This window comes from Starkeya sp. ORNL1 (genome assembly GCF_012971745.1).
GTDB lineage: Bacteria > Pseudomonadota > Alphaproteobacteria > Rhizobiales > Xanthobacteraceae > Ancylobacter.
Genome location: NZ_CP048834.1, coordinates 2984602 through 3003218, shown reverse-complemented (window position 1 = coordinate 3003218; position 18617 = coordinate 2984602). Strand labels below are relative to the sequence as shown.

Below are 18617 nucleotides of genomic sequence, written 5' to 3'. Positions count from 1 at the left end.
GCATCCTTCGAGGCCCGGCTGTGCCGGGCACCTCAGGATGAGGCCGCTCCCGATAGGACGTTGCAAGAAGCAAACCGGGGCGGCACGGGCCGCCCCGACGCACAACCTCAGTTCAGCTTCGGGCACTGGTCGCCCGGATCGACGTCCTTGAAGGTGGAGAGCATCTTCACGCTGCCGTCGGCCTGCACCTGGCCGAGATACATGGTCAGCGGCGCATGGCGCTGCTTGCTCATGGTGATGGTGCCGCGCGGGCCGTCGACGCTCACCTTGGCGAGTTCCGGGATCACCTTGGCGGCGTCCGTCGTGCCGGCCTTTTCCACCGCCGCCTTGTAGGCATAGACCGCCTCGTATTGCGGGACCGAGAGATCGTTCGGGGTCTTGAGACCGGTGCCGAACTTCTTCTCCATGGCGGCGAGGAAGGCCTTGTTGGCCGGGCTGTCGATATTGGTGAAGTAGGAGCCGGAGATGAAGATGCCCTCGGCATCCGCGCCCATGCTCTTCGCCGTGCCTTCATCGACCGCGAGATTGCCGTAGAGCGACTTGATGCCTGCGGCGCGCAGCTGCTTGGTCAGGGTCACGTTCGGCGCGCCGCCGGCGGTCGAGGTGATGATGGCGTCGGGGTTGGCCGCCTTCACCTTGGAGAGGATGGCGGTCCAGTCGGTGGCGTCCATCGGCGCGTATTCGTCGCCGACCACCTTGCCGCCGACCTTCTCGATATAGCTCTTGGTGAAGGCCAGCATGCCGCGGCCGAACGCATAGTCCGAGCCGATCAGGAAATAGGTCTTGGCGCCCTGGTTCTTGAAGTAGTCGACGATGGGGGCGACCTGCTGGTCCGGCACCCAGGCATTCACATACATGTACGGGCTGCACGAGCGGCCTTCATAGAAGGACGTGTAGATGTAGGGGGTCTTGCCGCGATTGACGATCGGCAGGCCGGCATTGCGCGCGGCACTGGTTTCCATCGAGATCAGCACGTCGACCTTCTTCTGGAAGATCAGCGAATCGAACGCCTTCTGTGCGCCTGCGGCGCCGGAGGCATCATCCGCAACTTCCAGCTTCACCTGCTTGCCCAGGATGCCGCCCTTGGCATTGATCTCCTCGACCGCAAGCTCGGCCGACTGCACGACGGACGGCGCGACCACGCTGTTGGCGCCGGAAAGGCCGACCGGGATGCCGATGGTGATGACGTCCGCAGCGAAGGCGGCGCTGGAGAGAAGGCTCGCCGCAAGTGCGCCGGCGAGCAGGAGAGATGAGCGGGACATGTCGTGTTCTCCGGAAGGTTTATGATTGTTGGCGATGCCGCGGCGGGCTCAGTACCAGCCGCGGGTGATGTCGGAGCCGAGCATCTCGGCGTAGACGTCGGTGCGGCGGTCGCGCAGCACCTGGTTGAAGTCGTTCCAGTTGCGATCGCGCCGGGCGGCGCCGAGATCGATCTCGGCGCTGACGATCTCCTCGTCGGTGCGGCTTGCCGGTCCGGCGACCGGCCAGCCGGTATGGGCGACGATCAGGCTCTGGCCCTCGAAGGGCTGGCCGCGCTCGGTGCCGATGCGATCGGCGCAGGCGATGAAGATCGAGTTGGAATGCGCGGCGGCCATGGTGAGGATGTTCGCCATCGCTTCGCGGCCTTCGGCCTGGCCGGGGATCGGCACCCAGTTGGTGGGCACGCAGATGATGTCCGCGCCCTGCAGCGCCTGCAGCCGGTAGGTCTCGGGGAACCAGCCGTCGTAGCAGATGGCGACGCCGATCCGGCCGATGGCGGTGTGGAACACCGGGAAGCCGTTATTGCCGGGCTCGAAGAACAGGTTCTCCGCGCCCCACAGATGCATCTTGCGATAGGTGCCGATATGGCCTTCCGGACCGATCACCACGGCGCTGTTATAGAGCGCGGTGCCGGCGCGCTCGGTGATGCCGGCGACAATGTGCAGGCCGCGGCGCGCCGCGACCTCGCTCCAGGCGATCGAGGTAGGCCCGCCGGGAATGGTCTCGGCCAGCGCGAAGGCTTCCTCGCGGGTCTCGAACACATAGCCGGTGTTCGCCAGCTCCGGCAGCACGATGAGCTTCGCGGCTGCATCCGCCGCGCGCTCGATCAGCTCGACGCTGTGCGCGACATTGGTAGCGGTGTCGCCGAAGCGCGGCTCCATCTGGATGCAGGCGACGCGAACGAGGCTCGAGCTCGGCATTTGGATGCACTCCGCCAGGCGCCGCGGTTGCCCGCGTCGCGAAAACAAAAAAGCCCCCGCAGCGCCTTCCGGCGCCGACGAGGGCTGCACAGCCTGAATGTGGGACGGCAACGCTGCCGCCGCGCTCATGGAGCGCTAAGGGTTACGATCGAAACGCAGGGAGGGGACCAAGTCAAGGTAAAACTGCCGAAGACGGCGGCAATTTCGAACGTGCACATAATGTGTGCGACGCGCCTATTTCCGAGCCTTACTTCTCTCCCTCGCCGTCGCGGCTCAGCTCCGCGAGCATGGCGTGGGCATTGATGATCGAGCCCGCAATGGTGCCCATCGGCACGCGCTTGGCGGTCGCCTGCTTGCGGATGAACTGGTAGGCGTCATCCTCCGAGAGGTTGCGCAGGTTCATCAACAGCCGCGTCGCCTTCTCGATCTCGCGCCGCGTGCGCAGCGTGTCCTCGAGCTTGGAGATCTTGGCCAGCAGCCGGCTTTCATAGCCGCGCATGGAGAGCGCCAGCACCAGGTTCGACAGCACGCCGGAGGCACGGATCGGACGCACCAGCACGCCGTGGGCGCTGGAATCCAGCAGCGCCTTCAGCACCGTCGGGTTCTCGTAATCGACGATGGCGATATGGGCGATGCTGAGATCGGCCATGCGCCAGGGCATCGAGCTCTTGGTGTCGCGGTCGAGCAGGAAGAACACCGCATCGAGCGGCTGCGGCAGCTGGGTGGGCGGCGGCCACACCATCTGCACCTGGCAGCCGATGCGTTGGAGCTGGCGCACCAGGTCGTCGCCATCCTGGTCGCGCGGATGCACCACGGCGACGCGCGTGTTGCGCAGATTCTGGATGAGCGAGGAGGCGCTCACGCCGCCCGCCTCTCGCGGGAGCGCCCGTCACGCATGGTCGTACACATGGTCGACGAGATAGGGGTCGGGCTTCACCGCGGCCTTCGCCTCCCACACCACGTCGAAATCGCCATGCTCGTTCACCATGCCGATGCGCGGGCGCAGGAAGGTGTGGTTGTTGTCCGGATCGATGCGGATGCGGCCCTGCGGCGCGTCATACTCGGTGCCGAGCGCGGCTTCCGCCAGGCGCTGGGTGTCGAGTGATTTCGCCCGGCGCAGCGCATCGGCGAACACATGGATCTGGAAATAGGCGGCTTCGGCATACATCGTCACCGGCGCATCGCGGCCAAAATGGGCACGATAGGCCTCGACGAAGCGGCGATTGGCGGGCGTCGCGACCGTCGAGAAATAGGGTGCGGAGGTGATGTGGCCGACGCACAGCTCCGGGCCGATGGCGCGGATCTCGCCTTCGCCCATGGTGAGACTGGCGATCGGCATGGTCCGCGGATCAAGGCCGGCCTCGCGGAAGATGCGGTAGAGCGCCTGCCCGCCCTGTCCGACCACGGTGGAGAACACCACGGAGGGCGCCTTGCGGCGGATGTCCTCGACCACGCGGCGGATCTGGTCGTGATGCGGCGTCACCGGCACATAGGTCTCGGCCACCACCTCACCGCCCTCGCGGGCGACGACATCGCGCATGATGCGGTTGGATTCGCGCGGATAGATGTAGTCGGAGCCGACAAGGTAGAAGGTGCGGCCATAGGTGGCGAACAGGTAACGGGCAAGCTGCAGGCTGTTCTGGTTCGGCGCCGCGCCGGTATAGATCACGTTCGGCGAATACTCGAAGCCCTCATAGAGCGAGGGATACCACAGCAGCGCATTGCGGCGCTCGACGGTAGCGAGGATCGCCTTGCGGCTCGACGAGGTGCAGCAGCCGAAAATGGTGCTGATGCCGTCCTCGGTCAGCAGCTTCTCGGCGGAGCGGCGATACAGCTCCGGGCTCGATTCCGGATCGTAGCAGACCGGTTCGATCGGCCGGCCGAGCACGCCGCCGGCGAGGTTGATCTCCTCGATGGCGAGCGCGGTGCCGCGGAAATGCTCGCTCTCGGGCACCTGCATATAGCCCTTGCGCGAGAACAGCACGCCGACCCGCCAGGCATTGGCGGCCCCGGATAGATGATCGCTGGAATCGGAACCCACGAGCGCTCTCTTCCGCTCAACTTTGCTGCTGCCTCTTAGCAGGGCCGGACGAGGAAGGCCAAGAGCGAGGGCAAAGCCGGCTCAGATACGCCGCCGGAACCGTCGTTCCACCTCGCCGAACGCCAGGTCCACCGCGACCGCGAACAGCGCCACCAGCACCGTGCCTTGCAGCACGAAGGCGGGATTGCCGCCGGAGAGGCCATCGATGATCGGTGAGCCCAGCGTGAGCGCGCCGACCGTCGAGCCGATCGTCGCGGTGCCGATGCCGATGATCACCGAGGTCCGCACTCCGGCGAGGATGAGCGGCGCGGCGAGCGGCAACTCGATCCGCCACAGCCGGCCGAACGGCGAGAAGCCGGTGCCGTCCGCCGCCTCGATCACGCTTGGCGGCACGCTGCGCAAACCGGCGAGCGTGCCGCCCATTACCGGCAGCACGCCATAGAGCACCAGCGCCAGCACCGTCGGCGCCGCGCCATAGCCCATGGCCGGCACCGCGAGCGCCAGCACCGCCACCGGCGGGAAGGTCTGGGCAAGCGCGGTGATCATCTCCAGCGTCGCCGCATAGGCCCGCCCTCTCGGCCGGGTGGCGAAGATGCCGGCCGCGGTGCCGAGCACGACGGCGATCAGGCTGGCGCTGCCGGTCAGCAGCGCGTGGGAGAGCGCCAGTTCGGGGAAGCCGGCGCGGCTATAGACCAGCCTCGTGCCTGCCGGGAATAGCGGGCCGAGATGCGGCGCGATGGCATTCATCGCGAAGGTGAGGCCGAGAAAGGCAGCGCCCACCCAGAGTACCGGGCGCGCCACCAGGTGGATCATCGTGCCACTATGGATTTTTGATAAATAATTGATAAATATCATATATTTATGAGGCTCGCCGGCAGGTGCCGCAGGTGATTTAAACCTACTGCGGCTTCAACGCCGTTCACGCTTTGCATTAGAAGCCCTGCGTCTCGATGAGGGATCCGTCGCCGAGACGGCGATCAACGATACCATTGACTCAACGTGTCCTGAACTGAAGGGTTCGGCGGTATTCGTGCCGCTCACGGCTCAAAAACAATCATCGATATGTGAGGTGACGATCAGGACACGCCGCACGCTTTAGTTTACCCTCTCAGGCTCGCGGCGGCCTCAAGGTCCGCGTTGAATTAAACGATCAGGCAACGCCCATCCTGGCCGCCTGTCATTCTCAAGTGCGAACGCTCATCAGATGACGAACCTTGCCGCACCCTCGACCTGGGCGGCCTTCGAACAGCTGTTTTCGGACGGCTCGGCCCGCGAAGGCGCTTGCATCATCGTGCCCGTCTTGCGCGATGAGGCGGGCTCCTACCTGCTGGGCGAGAAGGTCAAAGCGCCCGATTGCACGCGAGCGATCCAGTCGGCAGGCGAGATGTCCTCCCGCGAGCCGGGCGTACTCGTCGTGGCCTATTTTGAGGGAGCGCCTCTGGTGCTCGCGCGCTACGGCGACACGCCGCCTGACCTGATCTGAGCGGCGCTCGACTCCCCAGATTTGGGGATGCCTATCGCGCCTGCGTCATCCCCACGCCGCCAAGGTTCACTCCCAGCGCCCGCCGTCCATCTTCGCGATGTCGATATACCGCTCTGTGACCTCAGTCTCCGCGCTGGTCGTCGGCGTCAGTGCCGGGCTGGGTCGGCGTTTTGTCACGGCCGAAATGCCGGAAGCGGATCTTCCCGCAGTCCGCACATTCAATTTCCATGACAGCGAGGCGGGTCTTATTGACCACGATGGCCTCGGAGCCACATCCGACGCACCGCAAGGTGCGGGTCACATCGAATTCGAAGTCCATTGGTGGAGGTCCAAATCTCAGCCACGCTGAGCCGACCCACGGATGCCAAGATTGGGTTACCCGGTCGTTTTGTTTGCGCTCGCGTTCAGTTCAGCGGCGGATTTTGGACGGTAATCTCATTGGGCGCCGTGGCGCTATGAGATTCGAAATATCGGCGGTCAACAAAAGGTGCGGAGTTCCGTCACCCTCGTGTCAGAAACCACTATGTGATGAGCGCATGTCTTTTGAACAACTCGTTTTTTTGCACGTGGGTCATCTGGACCAGGCAATGGCATCCCTCGCACCTGAACCTGCTGAACGCGAGAAACCAGCTCCCAAGCCGGACGAACGGATGGCCGCACTTCGTGCATGCAAAGGTAAGATCGGAATTCAGTACTGGGCCTGACAGCGCCATTGCAATGCGTCCTGCTTGAAGGCGGGAGCGCTGGAGCGTCTCTCAGTCACCTGGTGCCCGGGAAAAGCGATGAGCAGGTGATGTGCGACCCTACGCGTCATGAGGGATAACGCAAACCCTGACTTGACGTTGCTGGTGTCTGAAGGATGCCTGCGGACAGCCACGGACGCTAGTATAATGGATCATCGCGCCACCAGATCGCTGAGCGTGATCACGCCGTGCCGGCCATTGGCGCGGTCGATCACCGGCAGGCGTAGCGCACGTTCCGTGATCATGCGCGCCAGTGCTTCTTCCAGCGGAGCGCTCGCATCGATCGGTTCGCCGTCGGCCGCCTCGCCGAAATCGGCGCGGGCGCCGATCATGGTCGCCTGCAACAGATGCAGGCCGAGCAGCGGCCCGCCGAAGAAGCGCGCCACCTCCTCATCCGCCGGCCGGCGCAATATCTCGGCCGGCGGGCCGAGTTGCAGCAGCTTGCCGTGTGACAGCACGGCGATGGTGCCGGCGAGGCGGATCGCCTCCTCGACATCATGGGTGACGAACAGCACGGTCTTGCCGGTGCGCCGCTGGATCGCGGTCAGGCTGTCCTGCAGCCCACGGCGCGTTGGCGGATCGACCGCGCCGAACGGCTCGTCCATCAGCAGCACGTCGGGATCGGCGGCGAGCGCCCGCGCCACGCCGACGCGCTGCTGCTGCCCGCCGGAAAGCTGGTCCGGATAGCGCGCGCCATGCTGAACCGGGTCGAGTTCGACCAGCTCCATCAGCTCGCGGACCCGCGCCTTGATGCGCTCGCGCGGCCAGCCGATGAGGCGCGGCACGGTGGCGATGTTGCGCGCCACGCTCCAGTGCGGGAACAGCCCGATGGACTGGATGACATAGCCGATGCGCCGGCGCAGCTCGACCGGGGGCAGGCCGGCAATGTCCTCGCCGGCGATCAGCACGCGCCCGGCATCGGGCTCGACCAGCCGGTTGACGAGGCGCAGCAGTGTCGACTTGCCGGAGCCGGACGGGCCGAGCAGCGCGCACAGCGTGCCCGGCTCGACGTTCAGCGAGACCTCGTCCACCGCCCGCAACGCGCCGAAAATCTTGGTGACGCCTTCGAACCGGATCATGCCGCGCCCCGTCTGGACGCCAGCCGGGCGAGCGCGCGCAAAGTGAGGTCGGCGACCAGCGCGAGGCCGATGGCGGAGAGCGCGCCGAGCAGCACGAGGTCGCTCGCCGTCTGCCCCAATCCCTGGAAGATGAAGGTGCCGAGCCCGCCGGCGCCGATCAGCGCGGCGAGCGTGGCGAGGCCGATGAGCTGGACGACGGTGATACGCAGCGTCTGCACCAGCGCCGGCGCGGCGAGCGGCAGCAGCGTGTGCACGAGGATCTGCCGTCCGCTCATGCCCATGCCGCGCGCCGCCTCCACCACGGCGCCCGGCACGCTGGCCAGGCCGGCATGGACGCCGCGCGCCACCGGCAGCAGGCCATAGAGGCCGAGCGCCAGGATCGCCGGAAAGCTGCCAATGCCGCCAATGCCGGCATCTCCCAGTATCGGCACCAGCGTCACCAGCGCCGCCAGTGGGCCGATGAGCAAGGCGAACAGCGCAAGCGAGGGGATGGTCTGCACGATGTCGAGCACCGCAAACACCGGACCGGCGCGGCGCGGATTGCGAAAAGCGAGGATGCCGATGGCGCCGCCGAGCGGCAAGGCCAGCGCAAGGCCGGAAGCGGTCAATCGCAGATGCCGGCCGAACTCATGGAGGTAGCTGTCGCGCCGCACCGCGAATTCGCGGGCCATCGACAGCTCGGAAAGCTGGCCGGAGGCGGCAAGCATTGCCAGAGCAATGCCGACCGCCAGCACCAGCAATGCCTTGGCAATGCCATGGCTCAGCCGCCCCACCGCGTCGGCCAGGGCGAAGAAGCCGCTGGCGGCGACGCACCAATAGGCCGGGCCGAGCGCCACCCGCGTCAGCGCTCCGGCGTCCGCCATATGCGCGCTCGCCGCCCATCCCGCCGCGGCCGTGGCGCCGACCAGCAGCACGCCGGCGGCGACGGCGATCAGCATCTGCCGGCCGGGAACCTCGCGTAGCCAGCCGAGCGCCGCCAGCGCCAGCAGCGGCAGCGCAACAGTGAGCGTGCCGCCAATGCCGGCGGCACGCCACAGGGCGAGCGGCGCGCCGGAGAGCAGGCGGTTCGGCGCCACCGTCACGAAGCCGAAGGAAGCGAGCGCCACACAGGCGAAACCGGCCAGCAGCAGCGGCAAGGCGCTGGCATCCGCGACCGGCGTGACAGGAGAGGAGCGCGCTAGTGCGGGCAGCGGCGCGTCCTCATCCGAGCAGGCCTTTTTCGCGCAGATAGGCTTCCGCCACCGCCCGGGCATCGAGCCCTTCGAGCTGCACCTGGGCGTTCAATTTCTGCAGCACCGGCAAGGTCAGGCCGGCAAAGGCCGGGGCGAGGATTTCCGCGATCTTCGGATAGGCGTCGAGCGTGGCTTTGCGCACCACCGGCGCCGGCTGATACACCGGCTGCACGTGCTTGGTGTCTTCCATCACCTTCAGCCCGAGCGCCGAGATGGCGCCGTCGGTGCCATAGACCATGGCGGTGTTGACGCCCGAAGTGCCTTCCGCCGCCGCCTTGATGGTGGCGGTGGTGTCGCCGCCGGAGAGCACCAGCAACTGGTCGCCGCTCAGCTTGAAGCCATAGGCCGCCTGGAATGCCGGCAGCGCCGCGGCGCTCTCGACGAACTCGGCCGAGGCGGCGAGCTTCACGTCGCCGCCGCCATTGGTCCAGCGCGCAAAATCCTCCAGCGTCGCCAGCTTCTGGCTTGCGGCGACATCGCCGCGCACGGCGATGCCCCAGGTGTTGTCGGCCGGCGCCGGCGCCAGCCAGACCAGCCCGTTGGCCGCATCGAGGTCGCGCGCCTTCTCATAGGCCGCCTTCGCGTTCTTCCAGAGCGGATCGCTGTCGATATTGAAGAAGTAGCCGGCATTGCCGGTATATTCCGGATAGATGTCGATCTCGCCGGCGAGCAGCGCGGTGCGAACGATCTTGGTCGGGCCGAGCTGGATGCGCCGCGTCACCGGTATGCCGCCCTTCTCCAGCAGCAGCGCGATGATGTTGCCGAGCACCGCACCCTCGGTGTCGATCTTCGAACCGACCACCACATTGGCCGCCGCGCGCGCCGCGCCGGGGCGCAGCACAGCGAGGGCACCTAGCGAGAGCAGCAGGATGCGCCGGTCGAGGGTTGCGTGCATGAGATGTCCCCGGGGTGCGAAGGCGGAATGTCCGTCTAGGCGGTAAATTGGCAGGCCAGCAAATGGTTTCAACCCGTTTGCCTCGCAACGGTCCGCTTTTGGTGACGGCTTTCTGCAAAACCGCCACGTCCGGGAAATATCGGGTGCGTCCTTGACGTTGCGGCAGGGTTGCCGCGCCGGCGCGGCCATGGAATGTCTGCGCCCTCGGCACACCTCGGCGGGTACACGAAGAATGGCGGCACGCATGGTGGGCGAGGACACCGCACCGATCGCACGCGGCTCACATTCGGGCGCGCGGGCCTATGCGTTCCTGCTCCTGGCGCAGACCGCCGCGGCGAGCGTCCTGTTCTGGACCATTTTCCCGATCTTCCGGCGGATCATCGCGCAGATCGGCCAGCCGCAGGAACTGAACGGCGCGACCGAGTTCACCATCGTCGGCGGCGTCATCATCCTGCAATGCTGCTATTGGGTGCGGCTGCGCTTCGTGAAGGTGCACGCGCCACTGCACAGCGTCTTCATCGGCCATCTCTTCCTGTTCGCCAGCCGCGCCAGCTTCTTCTTCGGCGGCGCGCTGTTCTCGGTATTCTTCTTCCGACATATCCCCGAATTCGACGCCCTGCCGCCGCTGGCGCAGAGCTTCGCCACGGTGTTCGCCGTGCTGGCGGTGCTGTTCTCGCTGTTCTGCTATTCGCTGGAGCTTGAACGGCTCGGCAGGGCGATCGAGGAGCGGCCTGCCAGATGAGCCAAGCGTCCGGTGGGCTACGACATCAGGCCGCCCCGGTGCGATCCCGAGACGGGCCTGGCGAATGAACGCGTATGAGGAGACTAGCGCCGCTGCGTGTGGCTGCCGCTCTTGCCCTTCTCGCTCTCTTCCATGTGGCGGGTCTTCTCGCTGCCGCCGGCCTGGCTGGTCTTGCCGGCCTGCTGCTCGTGCTGCTTGTTCATGTCGGAGGGTTTGCCGGAATGTGCGCCGGCACCATGCTGGGTACCCTTGTCCTTCTCGTGGCTAGCCATCGAAATTCTCCTGATCGAGCAAGGCACCGGGTCGGCGGCTTGCTGGCGTACGACATAGGGCGCGACTAGAGAGGAGAAGGGTGCATCGCGGGAACGTGACGATTGTTCGTCGTGAGGCCAGAGGAGGCTAACGCTTCAGCCTCGCCCGTATGCGCGCCGCCAGTCGCCACACCGCCGTTTGCCGCGCCCACGCCGATACGGCCTCGCGCACCCCGGTCACGACCCCCATGAGCCATGCGAACCAGCCGATGGTGAGCAGCTTGTCGCGTCCGGCGCTGTAGACCCGCTCCACCAGCACGAAGCCGGCGAGATAGGCGAAGGCGAGCAGGATGCCCCCCGGCACCACCGCGCCGCGGCCGATCCACAGCAGCGCGAGCACTTTCAGCGGCTCGACGATGGCGAAGGGGATGGCGAGCAGGACGAGGATGGTGAAGCGATGCCGTGCCGCCACCCACGCCTCCAGCCGGTGCATGAGCCGCCACGTCGCCACCCACCGCAGCAGCGGCCGGTAGAGCGGGCGGGCAAGCTCATCCAGGACGATGAGGAGTGTAAGCAGCGCCTCCAGAGGGAGGAGAAGCAGCCGGGCGATGCGCTTAGCCATGAACATGTGCCAGCGGCAGAACCGCGCCGTCGGTGCCGGACATCAGGGATGGATCAGGAAATTCATGGTGCTGCGAGAGAGGATTGAACTCTCGACCTCTCCCTTACCAAGGGAGTGCTCTACCACTGAGCTACCGCAGCGCCGCGTGCGGGGGAGGTGGGCTCCCCGAAGCGGGGGGACGTTTGCCACAGCGACGGCATGTGCGCAAGCGTCTGGGTGCAGCTTCGAACAGCGAAGCGGCTCCGCGGCATGATCATCCCCGGTAATGGTGTTCTGTTTCAACATCCTTCGAGGCTCGCCGATCGCTCGCGCCTCAAGATGAGGTGGTTGCCACAGGCCGGCTTGGCCTCAGCCCGGCTCGGCCTCAGCCCTTGTCCACCCCGGCGTGGCACTTTAAGCCTTGCCGGATCACGCCATCCAGGCACGCCAGCCATGAGCCGCATTCCCGATTCCGAAGCCAGCCGTGCCGAGCGCCTTGCCGCGGCGCTGCGCGAGAACCTGAAGCGGCGCAAGGTGCAGGCCAAGGGACGGGTTGCCGAAGAACGCGCCGCTGTGGCCGCCGCGACACCCGCCGTGGACAGCGCTTCCCCCGAGGTAGCCGAGGAAGCAGGCCGCGTTGCCGCGCCGCCTCACAAGCGCTAGAGAACAGGGTTCGGGTGTGGGGCTGCGGGAGTCGTGCGTAGCGCCCATATGCATGCCGGTATTCCGGGGCGGCGATTGCCGGCCCTCGGCTTTCAGGAGGCGTTGAGCAAGATGGACCGCATCCGCATTGTCGGCGGCAACCCGCTCTCAGGCAATATTCCGATCTCCGGCGCCAAGAACGCCGCGCTGCCGCTGATGATCGCCGGCATGCTCTCCGAAGAAAAGCTGGTGCTGGAGAACGTGCCGCGTCTCGCCGACGTCGCCCAGCTGCAACGCATCCTCGGCAATCACGGCATCGATATCACGGTCAACGGCAAGCGGCGCGGCGACGATGCCTATGCCGGCCAGACCATGGAGATCGACGCCCGCGTCATCGTCGACACCACCGCGCCGTATGAGCTGGTCTCCAAGATGCGGGCCAGCTTCTGGGTCATCGCCCCGCTGGTCGCCCGCATGGGTGAGGCGCGGGTCTCGCTGCCGGGCGGCTGCGCCATCGGCACACGGCCGGTGGACTTCCACCTCGATGCGCTGCGCGCGCTCGGCGCCGAGATCGAGATCGACGCCGGCTATGTCGTCGCCAGGGCGCCGAAAGGCCTGAAGGGCGCGCGCATCGTGTTCCCGAAGGTCTCGGTCGGCGCCACCCACACCGCCATCATGGCGGCCAGCCTCGCCGACGGCGAGACCATCATCGAGAACGCCGCGCGCGAGCCGGAGGTCGTCGATGTCGCCGATTGCATCAATGCCATGGGCGGGCGCGTCGAGGGCCAGGGCACCGAAACCATCCGCATCGTCGGCGTGCCGCGGCTGCGCGGCGCCCGCCACGCCGTGCTGCCGGATCGCATCGAGACCGGCACCTATGCCATGGCGGTGGCGATGACCGGGGGCGACGTCATGCTCGCCGGTGCCCGCGCCGATCTGCTCGACACCGCGCTCGACACGCTGCGCGAATCCGGGGCCGACATCACGGTCTCGAACGAGGGGCTGCGGGTGAAGCGCAACGGCGCCGGCATCGCGCCGGTGGCGGTGACCACCGAGCCGTTTCCGGGCTTCCCGACCGATCTTCAGGCCCAATTGATGGCGCTGACGACGCGGGCCAAGGGCACCTCGCGCATCACCGAGACCATTTTCGAGAACCGCTTCATGCATGTGCAGGAACTGGCCCGGTTCGGCGCGCGCATCCAGCTCGACGGCCAGAACGCCACCATCGAGGGCGTCGAGCGCCTCACCGGCGCACCGGTGATGGCGACGGACCTGCGCGCCTCGGTGTCGCTGGTGATCGGCGCGCTCGCGGCGGAAGGCGAGAGCATGATCCACCGCGTCTATCATCTCGACCGCGGCTTCGAGCGGCTGGAGGAGAAGCTCTCCGCCTGCGGCGCCGAAATCGAGCGCATCTCCGGCTAACACCCTATCGAAGCGGGCATTCCGCCCCTTGCGGTAATGCCCGTCCATTGCCATCTGCGCGAGCAATGGATGCGGCGCGGGGATAGTCGTGGAGTTAAGAACATGGGCGGCGTGAAACTGATCGCGCTCGACGGCGAGGACCTCGCCGTACTGTCAGCGCATTTGCAGGACGCTGTCATCACCGTCGGCGACATGGCCTATCTGCCGCGCGAGCGCCGCTTTGCGTTGCTCGCCAACCGGTTCGACTGGGAAGCCGCGGTGAAGGCGGAGGTGTTCGGGCTGGTGCCGGCTGGTGCCGCCGAGGAGCGCCCTGCCAAGGGGCCCTGTGTGCGCCGCCGCGCCGGCATGCATTTCGAGCGGGTGCTGAACGCCAAGGTGCGCGGCTTCGACCTCACGCAGAAGCAGGCGGTGCTGAACCTGCTGGCGCTGACCTTCGAGGAGACCGACGCCCCGTCCGGCGTCGTCACCTTCCTTTTTTCCGGCGGCGGCGAACTCCAGCTCACCGTCGAGTGCATGGAAGCCGGCCTAGAGGATCTCGGCCCCGCCTGGGACGCCAAGGGCACACCCTGCCACGACGCGCGGTGATTTCGCTTTCTTGGAGTTATAGGGATGTCGTCATCCCGGAACGGCCGTCAGGCCGTATCCGGGATCGCGCAAACACTCTTCACCTTCCTACGATCCCGGCTCTCCGCCCTGCGGGCTGCGGCCGCGATGACGGCGTATGTGGACGGAAAGTCAGTCCTCCGCCTTGGCGATCCAGCCATCCAGGTACTTGGCGATCTCCAGATTGTTCTTCTCCAGCATCATCATGTGACCATTGCCCTTGATGCCGACATCCGGCAGGCGGACGAACTGGTTCTTCACGCCGGCCTGGGTCAGGAAGCGCGAGGTGCAGTGATCGTAGGGCACATGATAGGAGGCCTCGCTGGTCACGATCAGGATCGGTAGCCCGGCGAGCTTCGGCAACTTGTGCACGGGTTCGCCCTGCAGCCAGCAGCGCACATGGCCGGGATCGTCGGAGGTCGCCTCGCGGGTCGGCGCCAGGTCCTCGGGCTTGGTCACCGGCGGATCATAGGTCAGCGCGGTGCGGGTGATGCCGTAGGGCCGGCCGATCTGGCCGTCCTTGAACCAGTCCGGCGACCCGACCAGCGTATTCTCATAGAAGGGCGGGCCGTTCGGCTCCACCGCGACGATCGCCTTCACCTTGTCCGGCCGGTCATTAGCGAGCCCCCAGACGATGGCGCCGGATTGCGAGTGCACCAGGATGACCGCCGGGCCGATCCGGTCGAGCAGCGCCGCACCCGCGGCACGGTTCAGCGTCTCGATGGCGGAGACGTCGGCGATGTCCTCCACCTGCGAGGCGAAGAACTGGTCGAAGACGGGATCGCCGGCGCGTCCGCCGCCCGGCCACTGGGTATGCAGCTTGGCCTGCGGATAGAGGCCGGAGGATTGCGGATCGGTGAAGCGGTCGGCCATTGCCTTGGTGTTGGGCCGCCGCGTCGGGCCATAGGCATCGGTGAAATAGCCCGAGCGCCCGCGCGCCGCCTGGTCGACCACATAGACCGCATAGCCCTGGCGCAGGAAATAATCCGCCCAGCCCGGCCGCCCGTCCGGCGTCGACAGGAAGTTGGAGCCGGTCTGGCCGCCGCCATGGATCATCACGATCGGGTAGGGGTGCTTCTTCTCGGCGGGGATCTGGTACTGCACGAACATCTGGCCGGTGGTGATCTGGCCGTCCTTGGACTGCGTATAGGCGCCGCCGGCATAGAACACGCCCTGGCTGGCGATGGTGACCGGCGGCAGCGCCGCCTCCTGCGCACCGGCGCTGGCGGCGAACAGCCCCGCGCCGGCGAGGGTGAGTCCGGCGAGGAAGCCGCCGAAATGGCCCCGTTTCATGCGTTAACTCCCAATTATTTGTAGGTTCTTGATCAAGTAATTTAGCGATCTATAAAATATCGATTGGAGAATTGTCACCTGTCAACAGAATGCAGTTCACAATTCGACGAGAGATGTTTGTCATCCCCGGGCTCGCCCGGGATCCACGACCGCGACGGGTGAGCAACCGTGGATGGCCGGGACGAGCCCGGCCATGACGTCTGGGGGTGCTTCCCTGATGTTGGCGCCTGCCGCTCTTGTGTTCCGAGGTGCCGATTGCGATAGGACTGTCGGAACTATGCGACTGGAACCCGACATGCCGCTTCGCCTCGACACCCGCTCGCCCGACTTTGCCGCGCGCTTCCAGGCCTTTCTCGGCACCAAGCGCGAGGTGGCGGAAGACGTCGTGCAGGCGGTGGCCGGCATCATCGAGGATGTGCGCTCGCATGGCGACGCCGCGCTGGTCGAGCTGTCCCGCCGCTTCGACCGGATCGACCTCGCGGAGCGCGGCATCCGCGTCACCAATGCCGAGCTCGATGCCGCGCTGGCTGCCGCCGATCCGGAGACGCTCGACGCCCTGAAGCTCGCTCATGAGCGCATCCGCTCCCACCATGCAAAGCAGCTCCCCGAGAGCGGACGCTATGTCGACCCGCTCGGCGTCGAGCTCGGCAGCCGCTGGACGCCGGTGGATGCCGTCGGCCTCTACGTGCCGGGAGGCACCGCGGCCTATCCCTCCTCGGTGCTGATGAATGCGGTGCCGGCCAAGGTCGCCGGCGTGCCGCGCATTGCCATGGTGGTGCCGGCGCCCGGCGGCGTGCTCAATCCGCTGGTGCTGGCCGCAGCAAAGCTTGCCGGCGTCGACGAGGTGTATCGCGTCGGCGGCGCGCAGGCGGTGGCGGCGCTGGCCTATGGCACTGACACCATCGCCCCGGTGGCGAAGATCGTCGGGCCCGGCAATGCCTATGTCGCCGCCGCCAAGCGCCAGGTGTTCGGCACCGTCGGCATCGACATGGTGGCCGGCCCGTCAGAAGTGCTGGTGGTGGCGGATGGCCAGCAGAATCCGGACTGGATCGCCGCCGATTTGCTGGCCCAGGCCGAGCACGACACCGCTGCCCAATCCATCCTGATGAGCGACGATGACGCGCTGATCGAGGCGGTGATCGCCGCGGTGAAACGCCAGCTCGTCACGCTGCCGCGCGAGGCCATCGCTGCGCAGAGCTGGCGCGACTATGGCGCGGTGATCCGGCTCGCCTCGCTCGATGAGGCCCCGACCCTGGTCGACCGCGTCGCGCCGGAGCATCTCGAGATCATGGCTGCCGACGCCGAGGCGCTGGTGGAACGCATCCGCCACGCCGGGGCGATCTTCATCGGCGCCCACACGCCGGAAGCCATCGGCGATTATGTCGGCGGCTCCAACCATGTGCTGCCGACCGCGCGCTCGGCGCGCTTCTCTTCCGGGCTCGGTGTGCTCGACTTCATGAAGCGCACCTCGATCCTGAAATGCGGGCCGGAGCAGCTTCGCGCGCTCGGTCCCGCCGCCATCGCGCTCGGCGAGGCGGAAGGGCTCGACGCCCACGCCCGCTCCGTCGCAATCCGCCTCAATCTCTAGCGGGAGCGCCGATGGCCGAAGGCGATGATCCGCATCATGCCACGCGCCGCCTCGCCGCGGTGACGCTGGACGCGGCGTCGATCGGCCATGCCTCGCGCGATATCGAGCATGAGCGCGCCATCGCCATTTACGACCTGGTCGAGCAGAACAGCTTCTGCCCCATCGGCGATCCCGAGCCCGGACCTTATCTGCTGGCCATCGCGCTCGCCGACAACCGGCTGGTGCTGGAGATCACCCGCGAGGACGGCGCCCCGGTCGTCACCCACCACCTCTCGCTCAGCCCGCTGCGCAAGGTCGTGAAGGATTATTTCCTGGTCTGCGAGAGCTATTACGCCGCCATCCGCACTTTGACCCCCTCGAAGATCGAGGCGATCGATATGGGCCGGCGCGGCTTGCACAATGAGGGCTCCGAAGTCCTGCGCGAGCGGCTGCAGGACAAGATCGACGTCGATTTCGGCACCGCCCGGCGGCTTTTCACGCTAGTCTGCGCGCTGCACTGGAAGGGCTGAGATGGACCTGGCCCCCATCCTTCCCGGCGCGGCGCCGCGCCTTGAGCATTTTCCACAAAAGTTGAATGACTTTTGCGATGAGAAAATGCTCCAGCCTGTTGAACCTAGAGCACTTTCTTGGCGACCGGATGATTCCATCCGATCGGAAAGGGCTCTGGCGCGTCCGCAATCCGTGCTCTTCATGTGCGGGCAGAACAGCGTCCGCTCGCCGCTGGCCGCGGCGCTGGCCAAGCATTTGTTCGGCCGCTCGCTCTATATCGGCTCGGCCGGCGTGATGAAGGGCGAGATCGACCCCTTCGTCAGCGCCGTGCTCGATGAGGTCGGCCTGGAGAATCGCCGCCACCGCCCGCAGACGCTGGAAGAGCTGGAGGAGAATGAGGGCCTCGGCTTCGACCTCGTCATCACCCTCTCGCCGGACGCCCATCACCGCGCGCTGGAGCTGACCCGCACCAATGCCATCGCCATCGAATATTGGCCGACGCCGGATCCGACGCTGGCGACGGGAAACCGCGAACAGCAGCTCGACGCCTATCGCGCAGTGCGTGACGAGCTGGAGATGCGCATCCGCGCCCGTTTCCGTGCACGGTGAGGCCGCGCCCCGTTCACAGAAGCCGAGCTTTCCATTAGCGTGCCGGCGCATTCGAATGCCGCCGGGTCCTCCGGCGGAACAAGGAGTTCCCGCGTGAACGGCCGCCCGACCCTGGTGCTGGCCTCGGGCTCGCCGCGCCGTCTCGCGCTGCTTGCCCAGGCCGGCCTCGAACCTGATGCGCTCATGCCCGCCGAGATCGACGAGACGCCGGAGCGCGGCGAGCTGCCGCGCCGGCTTGCTTTGCGGCTCGCCAAGGAGAAGGCGCAGGTGGCGCAGACCAGGCGCGAGGCCAGCGGCGAGTTTCCCGGCGCCTATCTGATCGCGGCCGACACCGTGGTCGCGGTCGGCCGGCGCATCCTGCCGAAGCCCGAGATCGCGGAAGAGGCGGCCGATTGCCTGCGCCTGCTCTCCGGCCGCGCCCACCGCGTCTATTCGGGCGTGGCGGTGGTAACGGCGAAGGGCGCGCTGCGCTCGCGCCTCGTCGAAACCCGGGTGCGTTTCAAGCGGCTGTCGCGCGAGGATATCGAGGCCTATCTCGCCTCCGGCGAATGGCGCGGCAAGGCCGGTGGCTATGCCATCCAGGGCTTTGCCGGCACCTTCGTGGTGAAGCTGGTGGGCTCCTACACCAATGTGGTCGGCCTGCCGCTCGCCGAGACCGTGGCGCTGCTGGCCGGCGAGGGCTATCCGGTGCGCTACAGCTGGACCAACCCGGCATGAGACGGAA

General features: G+C 66.8%; 21 protein-coding genes and 1 tRNA gene. 9 read left to right on the top strand and 13 right to left on the bottom strand.

Annotation, left to right across the window (positions count from 1 at the left end; genetic code table 11):
* Positions 1–107: 107 nt before the first annotated feature.
* The 5 genes from G3545_RS14385 to G3545_RS14365 all read right to left on the bottom strand — a co-directional run bounded on the left by G3545_RS14385 (position 108) and on the right by G3545_RS14365 (position 5034).
* Positions 108–1262, bottom strand: coding sequence for a substrate-binding protein (locus tag G3545_RS14385; protein ID WP_170013697.1), 1155 nt, complete (start codon positions 1260–1262; stop codon positions 108–110).
* Between the two features lie 48 nt (positions 1263–1310).
* The gene (locus G3545_RS14380) at positions 1311–2180 is read right to left on the bottom strand and encodes a nitrilase family protein (RefSeq protein ID WP_170013695.1); all 870 of its coding nucleotides are present in this window, start codon (positions 2178–2180) and stop codon (positions 1311–1313) included.
* A gap of 247 nt (positions 2181–2427) precedes the next feature.
* Positions 2428–3042, bottom strand: a complete 615-nt coding sequence (locus G3545_RS14375) for an ANTAR domain-containing protein (RefSeq protein ID WP_170013693.1) — start codon at positions 3040–3042, stop codon at positions 2428–2430.
* A 27-nt stretch (positions 3043–3069) separates the two neighbouring features.
* Positions 3070–4221 (bottom strand): transporter substrate-binding domain-containing protein, encoded by a 1152-nt coding sequence (locus tag G3545_RS14370; RefSeq protein ID WP_281411721.1) that lies wholly within the window; start codon positions 4219–4221, stop codon positions 3070–3072.
* Between the two features lie 81 nt (positions 4222–4302).
* Positions 4303–5034 (bottom strand): ABC transporter permease, encoded by a 732-nt coding sequence (locus G3545_RS14365; RefSeq protein ID WP_281411720.1) that lies wholly within the window; start codon positions 5032–5034, stop codon positions 4303–4305.
* Positions 5035–5425: 391 nt separating this feature from the next.
* Between G3545_RS14365 and G3545_RS14360 the strand changes: the two genes are divergently transcribed.
* Entirely contained in the window at positions 5426–5704 is a 279-nt protein-coding gene (locus tag G3545_RS14360) for a hypothetical protein (RefSeq protein ID WP_170013691.1), read from the top strand.
* A gap of 121 nt (positions 5705–5825) precedes the next feature.
* Here the strand turns inward: G3545_RS14360 and G3545_RS14355 are convergent, their stop codons facing one another.
* From G3545_RS14355 to G3545_RS14340, 4 genes are all read right to left on the bottom strand, one after another.
* Positions 5826–6023, bottom strand: a complete 198-nt coding sequence (locus G3545_RS14355) for a hypothetical protein (protein WP_170013689.1) — start codon at positions 6021–6023, stop codon at positions 5826–5828.
* 576 nt (positions 6024–6599) lie between these two features.
* Positions 6600–7526, bottom strand: coding sequence for an ABC transporter ATP-binding protein (locus tag G3545_RS14350; RefSeq protein WP_170013687.1), 927 nt, complete (start codon positions 7524–7526; stop codon positions 6600–6602).
* Positions 7523–8662: an ABC transporter permease gene (locus G3545_RS14345; protein WP_246702832.1), complete on the bottom strand. Its 1140-nt coding sequence runs from the start codon at positions 8660–8662 to the stop codon at positions 7523–7525. The genes G3545_RS14350 and G3545_RS14345 overlap by 4 nt, the downstream gene beginning before the upstream one ends.
* A 64-nt stretch (positions 8663–8726) precedes the next feature.
* Positions 8727–9653: an ABC transporter substrate-binding protein gene (locus G3545_RS14340; protein WP_170013683.1), complete on the bottom strand. Its 927-nt coding sequence runs from the start codon at positions 9651–9653 to the stop codon at positions 8727–8729.
* A 244-nt stretch (positions 9654–9897) separates the two neighbouring features.
* Here G3545_RS14340 and G3545_RS14335 point away from each other — a divergent pair, with 244 nt between their 5' ends.
* Complete coding sequence (locus G3545_RS14335; RefSeq protein ID WP_246702831.1) at positions 9898–10395, top strand: hypothetical protein; 498 nt, start codon at positions 9898–9900, stop codon at positions 10393–10395.
* A gap of 83 nt (positions 10396–10478) precedes the next feature.
* On the opposite strand, the gene G3545_RS14330 is transcribed toward G3545_RS14335, so the two are convergent.
* From G3545_RS14330 to G3545_RS14320, 3 genes are all read right to left on the bottom strand, one after another.
* Positions 10479–10667 carry a hypothetical protein gene (locus tag G3545_RS14330; protein ID WP_170013681.1) on the bottom strand — a complete coding sequence of 63 codons (189 nt, stop codon included), beginning with the start codon at positions 10665–10667 and terminating at the stop codon, positions 10479–10481.
* Positions 10668–10794: 127 nt separating this feature from the next.
* Positions 10795–11268, bottom strand: a complete 474-nt coding sequence (locus G3545_RS14325; protein ID WP_170013679.1) for a hypothetical protein — start codon at positions 11266–11268, stop codon at positions 10795–10797.
* 65 nt (positions 11269–11333) lie between these two features.
* Positions 11334–11408 (bottom strand) — tRNA-Thr (locus G3545_RS14320).
* Positions 11409–11700: 292 nt separating this feature from the next.
* On the opposite strand from G3545_RS14320, the gene G3545_RS14315 reads away from it, so the two are divergent.
* From G3545_RS14315 to G3545_RS14305, 3 genes are all read left to right on the top strand, one after another.
* The gene (locus tag G3545_RS14315; protein ID WP_170008855.1) at positions 11701–11910 is read left to right on the top strand and encodes a hypothetical protein; all 210 of its coding nucleotides are present in this window, start codon (positions 11701–11703) and stop codon (positions 11908–11910) included.
* A gap of 111 nt (positions 11911–12021) precedes the next feature.
* Positions 12022–13311 carry a UDP-N-acetylglucosamine 1-carboxyvinyltransferase gene (gene murA / locus G3545_RS14310; protein ID WP_170013677.1) on the top strand — a complete coding sequence of 430 codons (1290 nt, stop codon included), beginning with the start codon at positions 12022–12024 and terminating at the stop codon, positions 13309–13311.
* A gap of 102 nt (positions 13312–13413) precedes the next feature.
* Positions 13414–13896, top strand: a complete 483-nt coding sequence (locus G3545_RS14305) for a DUF2948 family protein (RefSeq protein WP_170013675.1) — start codon at positions 13414–13416, stop codon at positions 13894–13896.
* A 150-nt stretch (positions 13897–14046) separates the two neighbouring features.
* Here the strand turns inward: G3545_RS14305 and G3545_RS14300 are convergent, their stop codons facing one another.
* Positions 14047–15207 carry an alpha/beta fold hydrolase gene (locus tag G3545_RS14300; RefSeq protein ID WP_170013673.1) on the bottom strand — a complete coding sequence of 387 codons (1161 nt, stop codon included), beginning with the start codon at positions 15205–15207 and terminating at the stop codon, positions 14047–14049.
* 295 nt (positions 15208–15502) lie between these two features.
* On the opposite strand from G3545_RS14300, the gene hisD reads away from it, so the two are divergent.
* The 4 genes from hisD (at position 15503) to G3545_RS14280 (ending at position 18610) form a co-directional block, all read left to right on the top strand.
* Positions 15503–16795, top strand: a complete 1293-nt coding sequence (gene hisD, locus G3545_RS14295) for a histidinol dehydrogenase (protein WP_170013671.1) — start codon at positions 15503–15505, stop codon at positions 16793–16795.
* Positions 16796–16806: 11 nt separating this feature from the next.
* Complete coding sequence (locus tag G3545_RS14290; protein WP_170013669.1) at positions 16807–17304, top strand: UPF0262 family protein; 498 nt, start codon at positions 16807–16809, stop codon at positions 17302–17304.
* A gap of 181 nt (positions 17305–17485) precedes the next feature.
* Positions 17486–17893: a low molecular weight phosphatase family protein gene (locus G3545_RS14285; protein ID WP_246702830.1), complete on the top strand. Its 408-nt coding sequence runs from the start codon at positions 17486–17488 to the stop codon at positions 17891–17893.
* Positions 17894–17986: 93 nt separating this feature from the next.
* Positions 17987–18610: a Maf-like protein gene (locus tag G3545_RS14280; RefSeq protein WP_170013664.1), complete on the top strand. Its 624-nt coding sequence runs from the start codon at positions 17987–17989 to the stop codon at positions 18608–18610.
* Positions 18611–18617: the final 7 nt, after the last annotated feature.

Coding starts and splice junctions, on each gene's coding strand:
- G3545_RS14385 (WP_170013697.1), bottom strand. CDS start 1,262: ATGTCCCGCTCATCTCTCCTGCTCGCCGGCGCACTTGCGGCGAGCCTT.
- G3545_RS14380 (WP_170013695.1), bottom strand. CDS start 2,180: ATGCCGAGCTCGAGCCTCGTTCGCGTCGCCTGCATCCAGATGGAGCCG.
- G3545_RS14365 (WP_281411720.1), bottom strand. CDS start 5,034: ATGATCCACCTGGTGGCGCGCCCGGTACTCTGGGTGGGCGCTGCCTTT.
- G3545_RS14360 (WP_170013691.1), top strand. CDS start 5,426: ATGACGAACCTTGCCGCACCCTCGACCTGGGCGGCCTTCGAACAGCTG.
- G3545_RS14355 (WP_170013689.1), bottom strand. CDS start 6,023: ATGGACTTCGAATTCGATGTGACCCGCACCTTGCGGTGCGTCGGATGT.
- G3545_RS14350 (WP_170013687.1), bottom strand. CDS start 7,526: ATGATCCGGTTCGAAGGCGTCACCAAGATTTTCGGCGCGTTGCGGGCG.
- G3545_RS14340 (WP_170013683.1), bottom strand. CDS start 9,653: ATGCACGCAACCCTCGACCGGCGCATCCTGCTGCTCTCGCTAGGTGCC.
- G3545_RS14335 (WP_246702831.1), top strand. CDS start 9,898: ATGGTGGGCGAGGACACCGCACCGATCGCACGCGGCTCACATTCGGGC.
- G3545_RS14330 (WP_170013681.1), bottom strand. CDS start 10,667: ATGGCTAGCCACGAGAAGGACAAGGGTACCCAGCATGGTGCCGGCGCA.
- G3545_RS14325 (WP_170013679.1), bottom strand. CDS start 11,268: ATGGCTAAGCGCATCGCCCGGCTGCTTCTCCTCCCTCTGGAGGCGCTG.
- G3545_RS14315 (WP_170008855.1), top strand. CDS start 11,701: ATGAGCCGCATTCCCGATTCCGAAGCCAGCCGTGCCGAGCGCCTTGCC.
- murA (WP_170013677.1), top strand. CDS start 12,022: ATGGACCGCATCCGCATTGTCGGCGGCAACCCGCTCTCAGGCAATATT.
- G3545_RS14305 (WP_170013675.1), top strand. CDS start 13,414: ATGGGCGGCGTGAAACTGATCGCGCTCGACGGCGAGGACCTCGCCGTA.
- G3545_RS14300 (WP_170013673.1), bottom strand. CDS start 15,207: ATGAAACGGGGCCATTTCGGCGGCTTCCTCGCCGGACTCACCCTCGCC.
- hisD (WP_170013671.1), top strand. CDS start 15,503: ATGCCGCTTCGCCTCGACACCCGCTCGCCCGACTTTGCCGCGCGCTTC.
- G3545_RS14290 (WP_170013669.1), top strand. CDS start 16,807: ATGGCCGAAGGCGATGATCCGCATCATGCCACGCGCCGCCTCGCCGCG.
- G3545_RS14285 (WP_246702830.1), top strand. CDS start 17,486: ATGTGCGGGCAGAACAGCGTCCGCTCGCCGCTGGCCGCGGCGCTGGCC.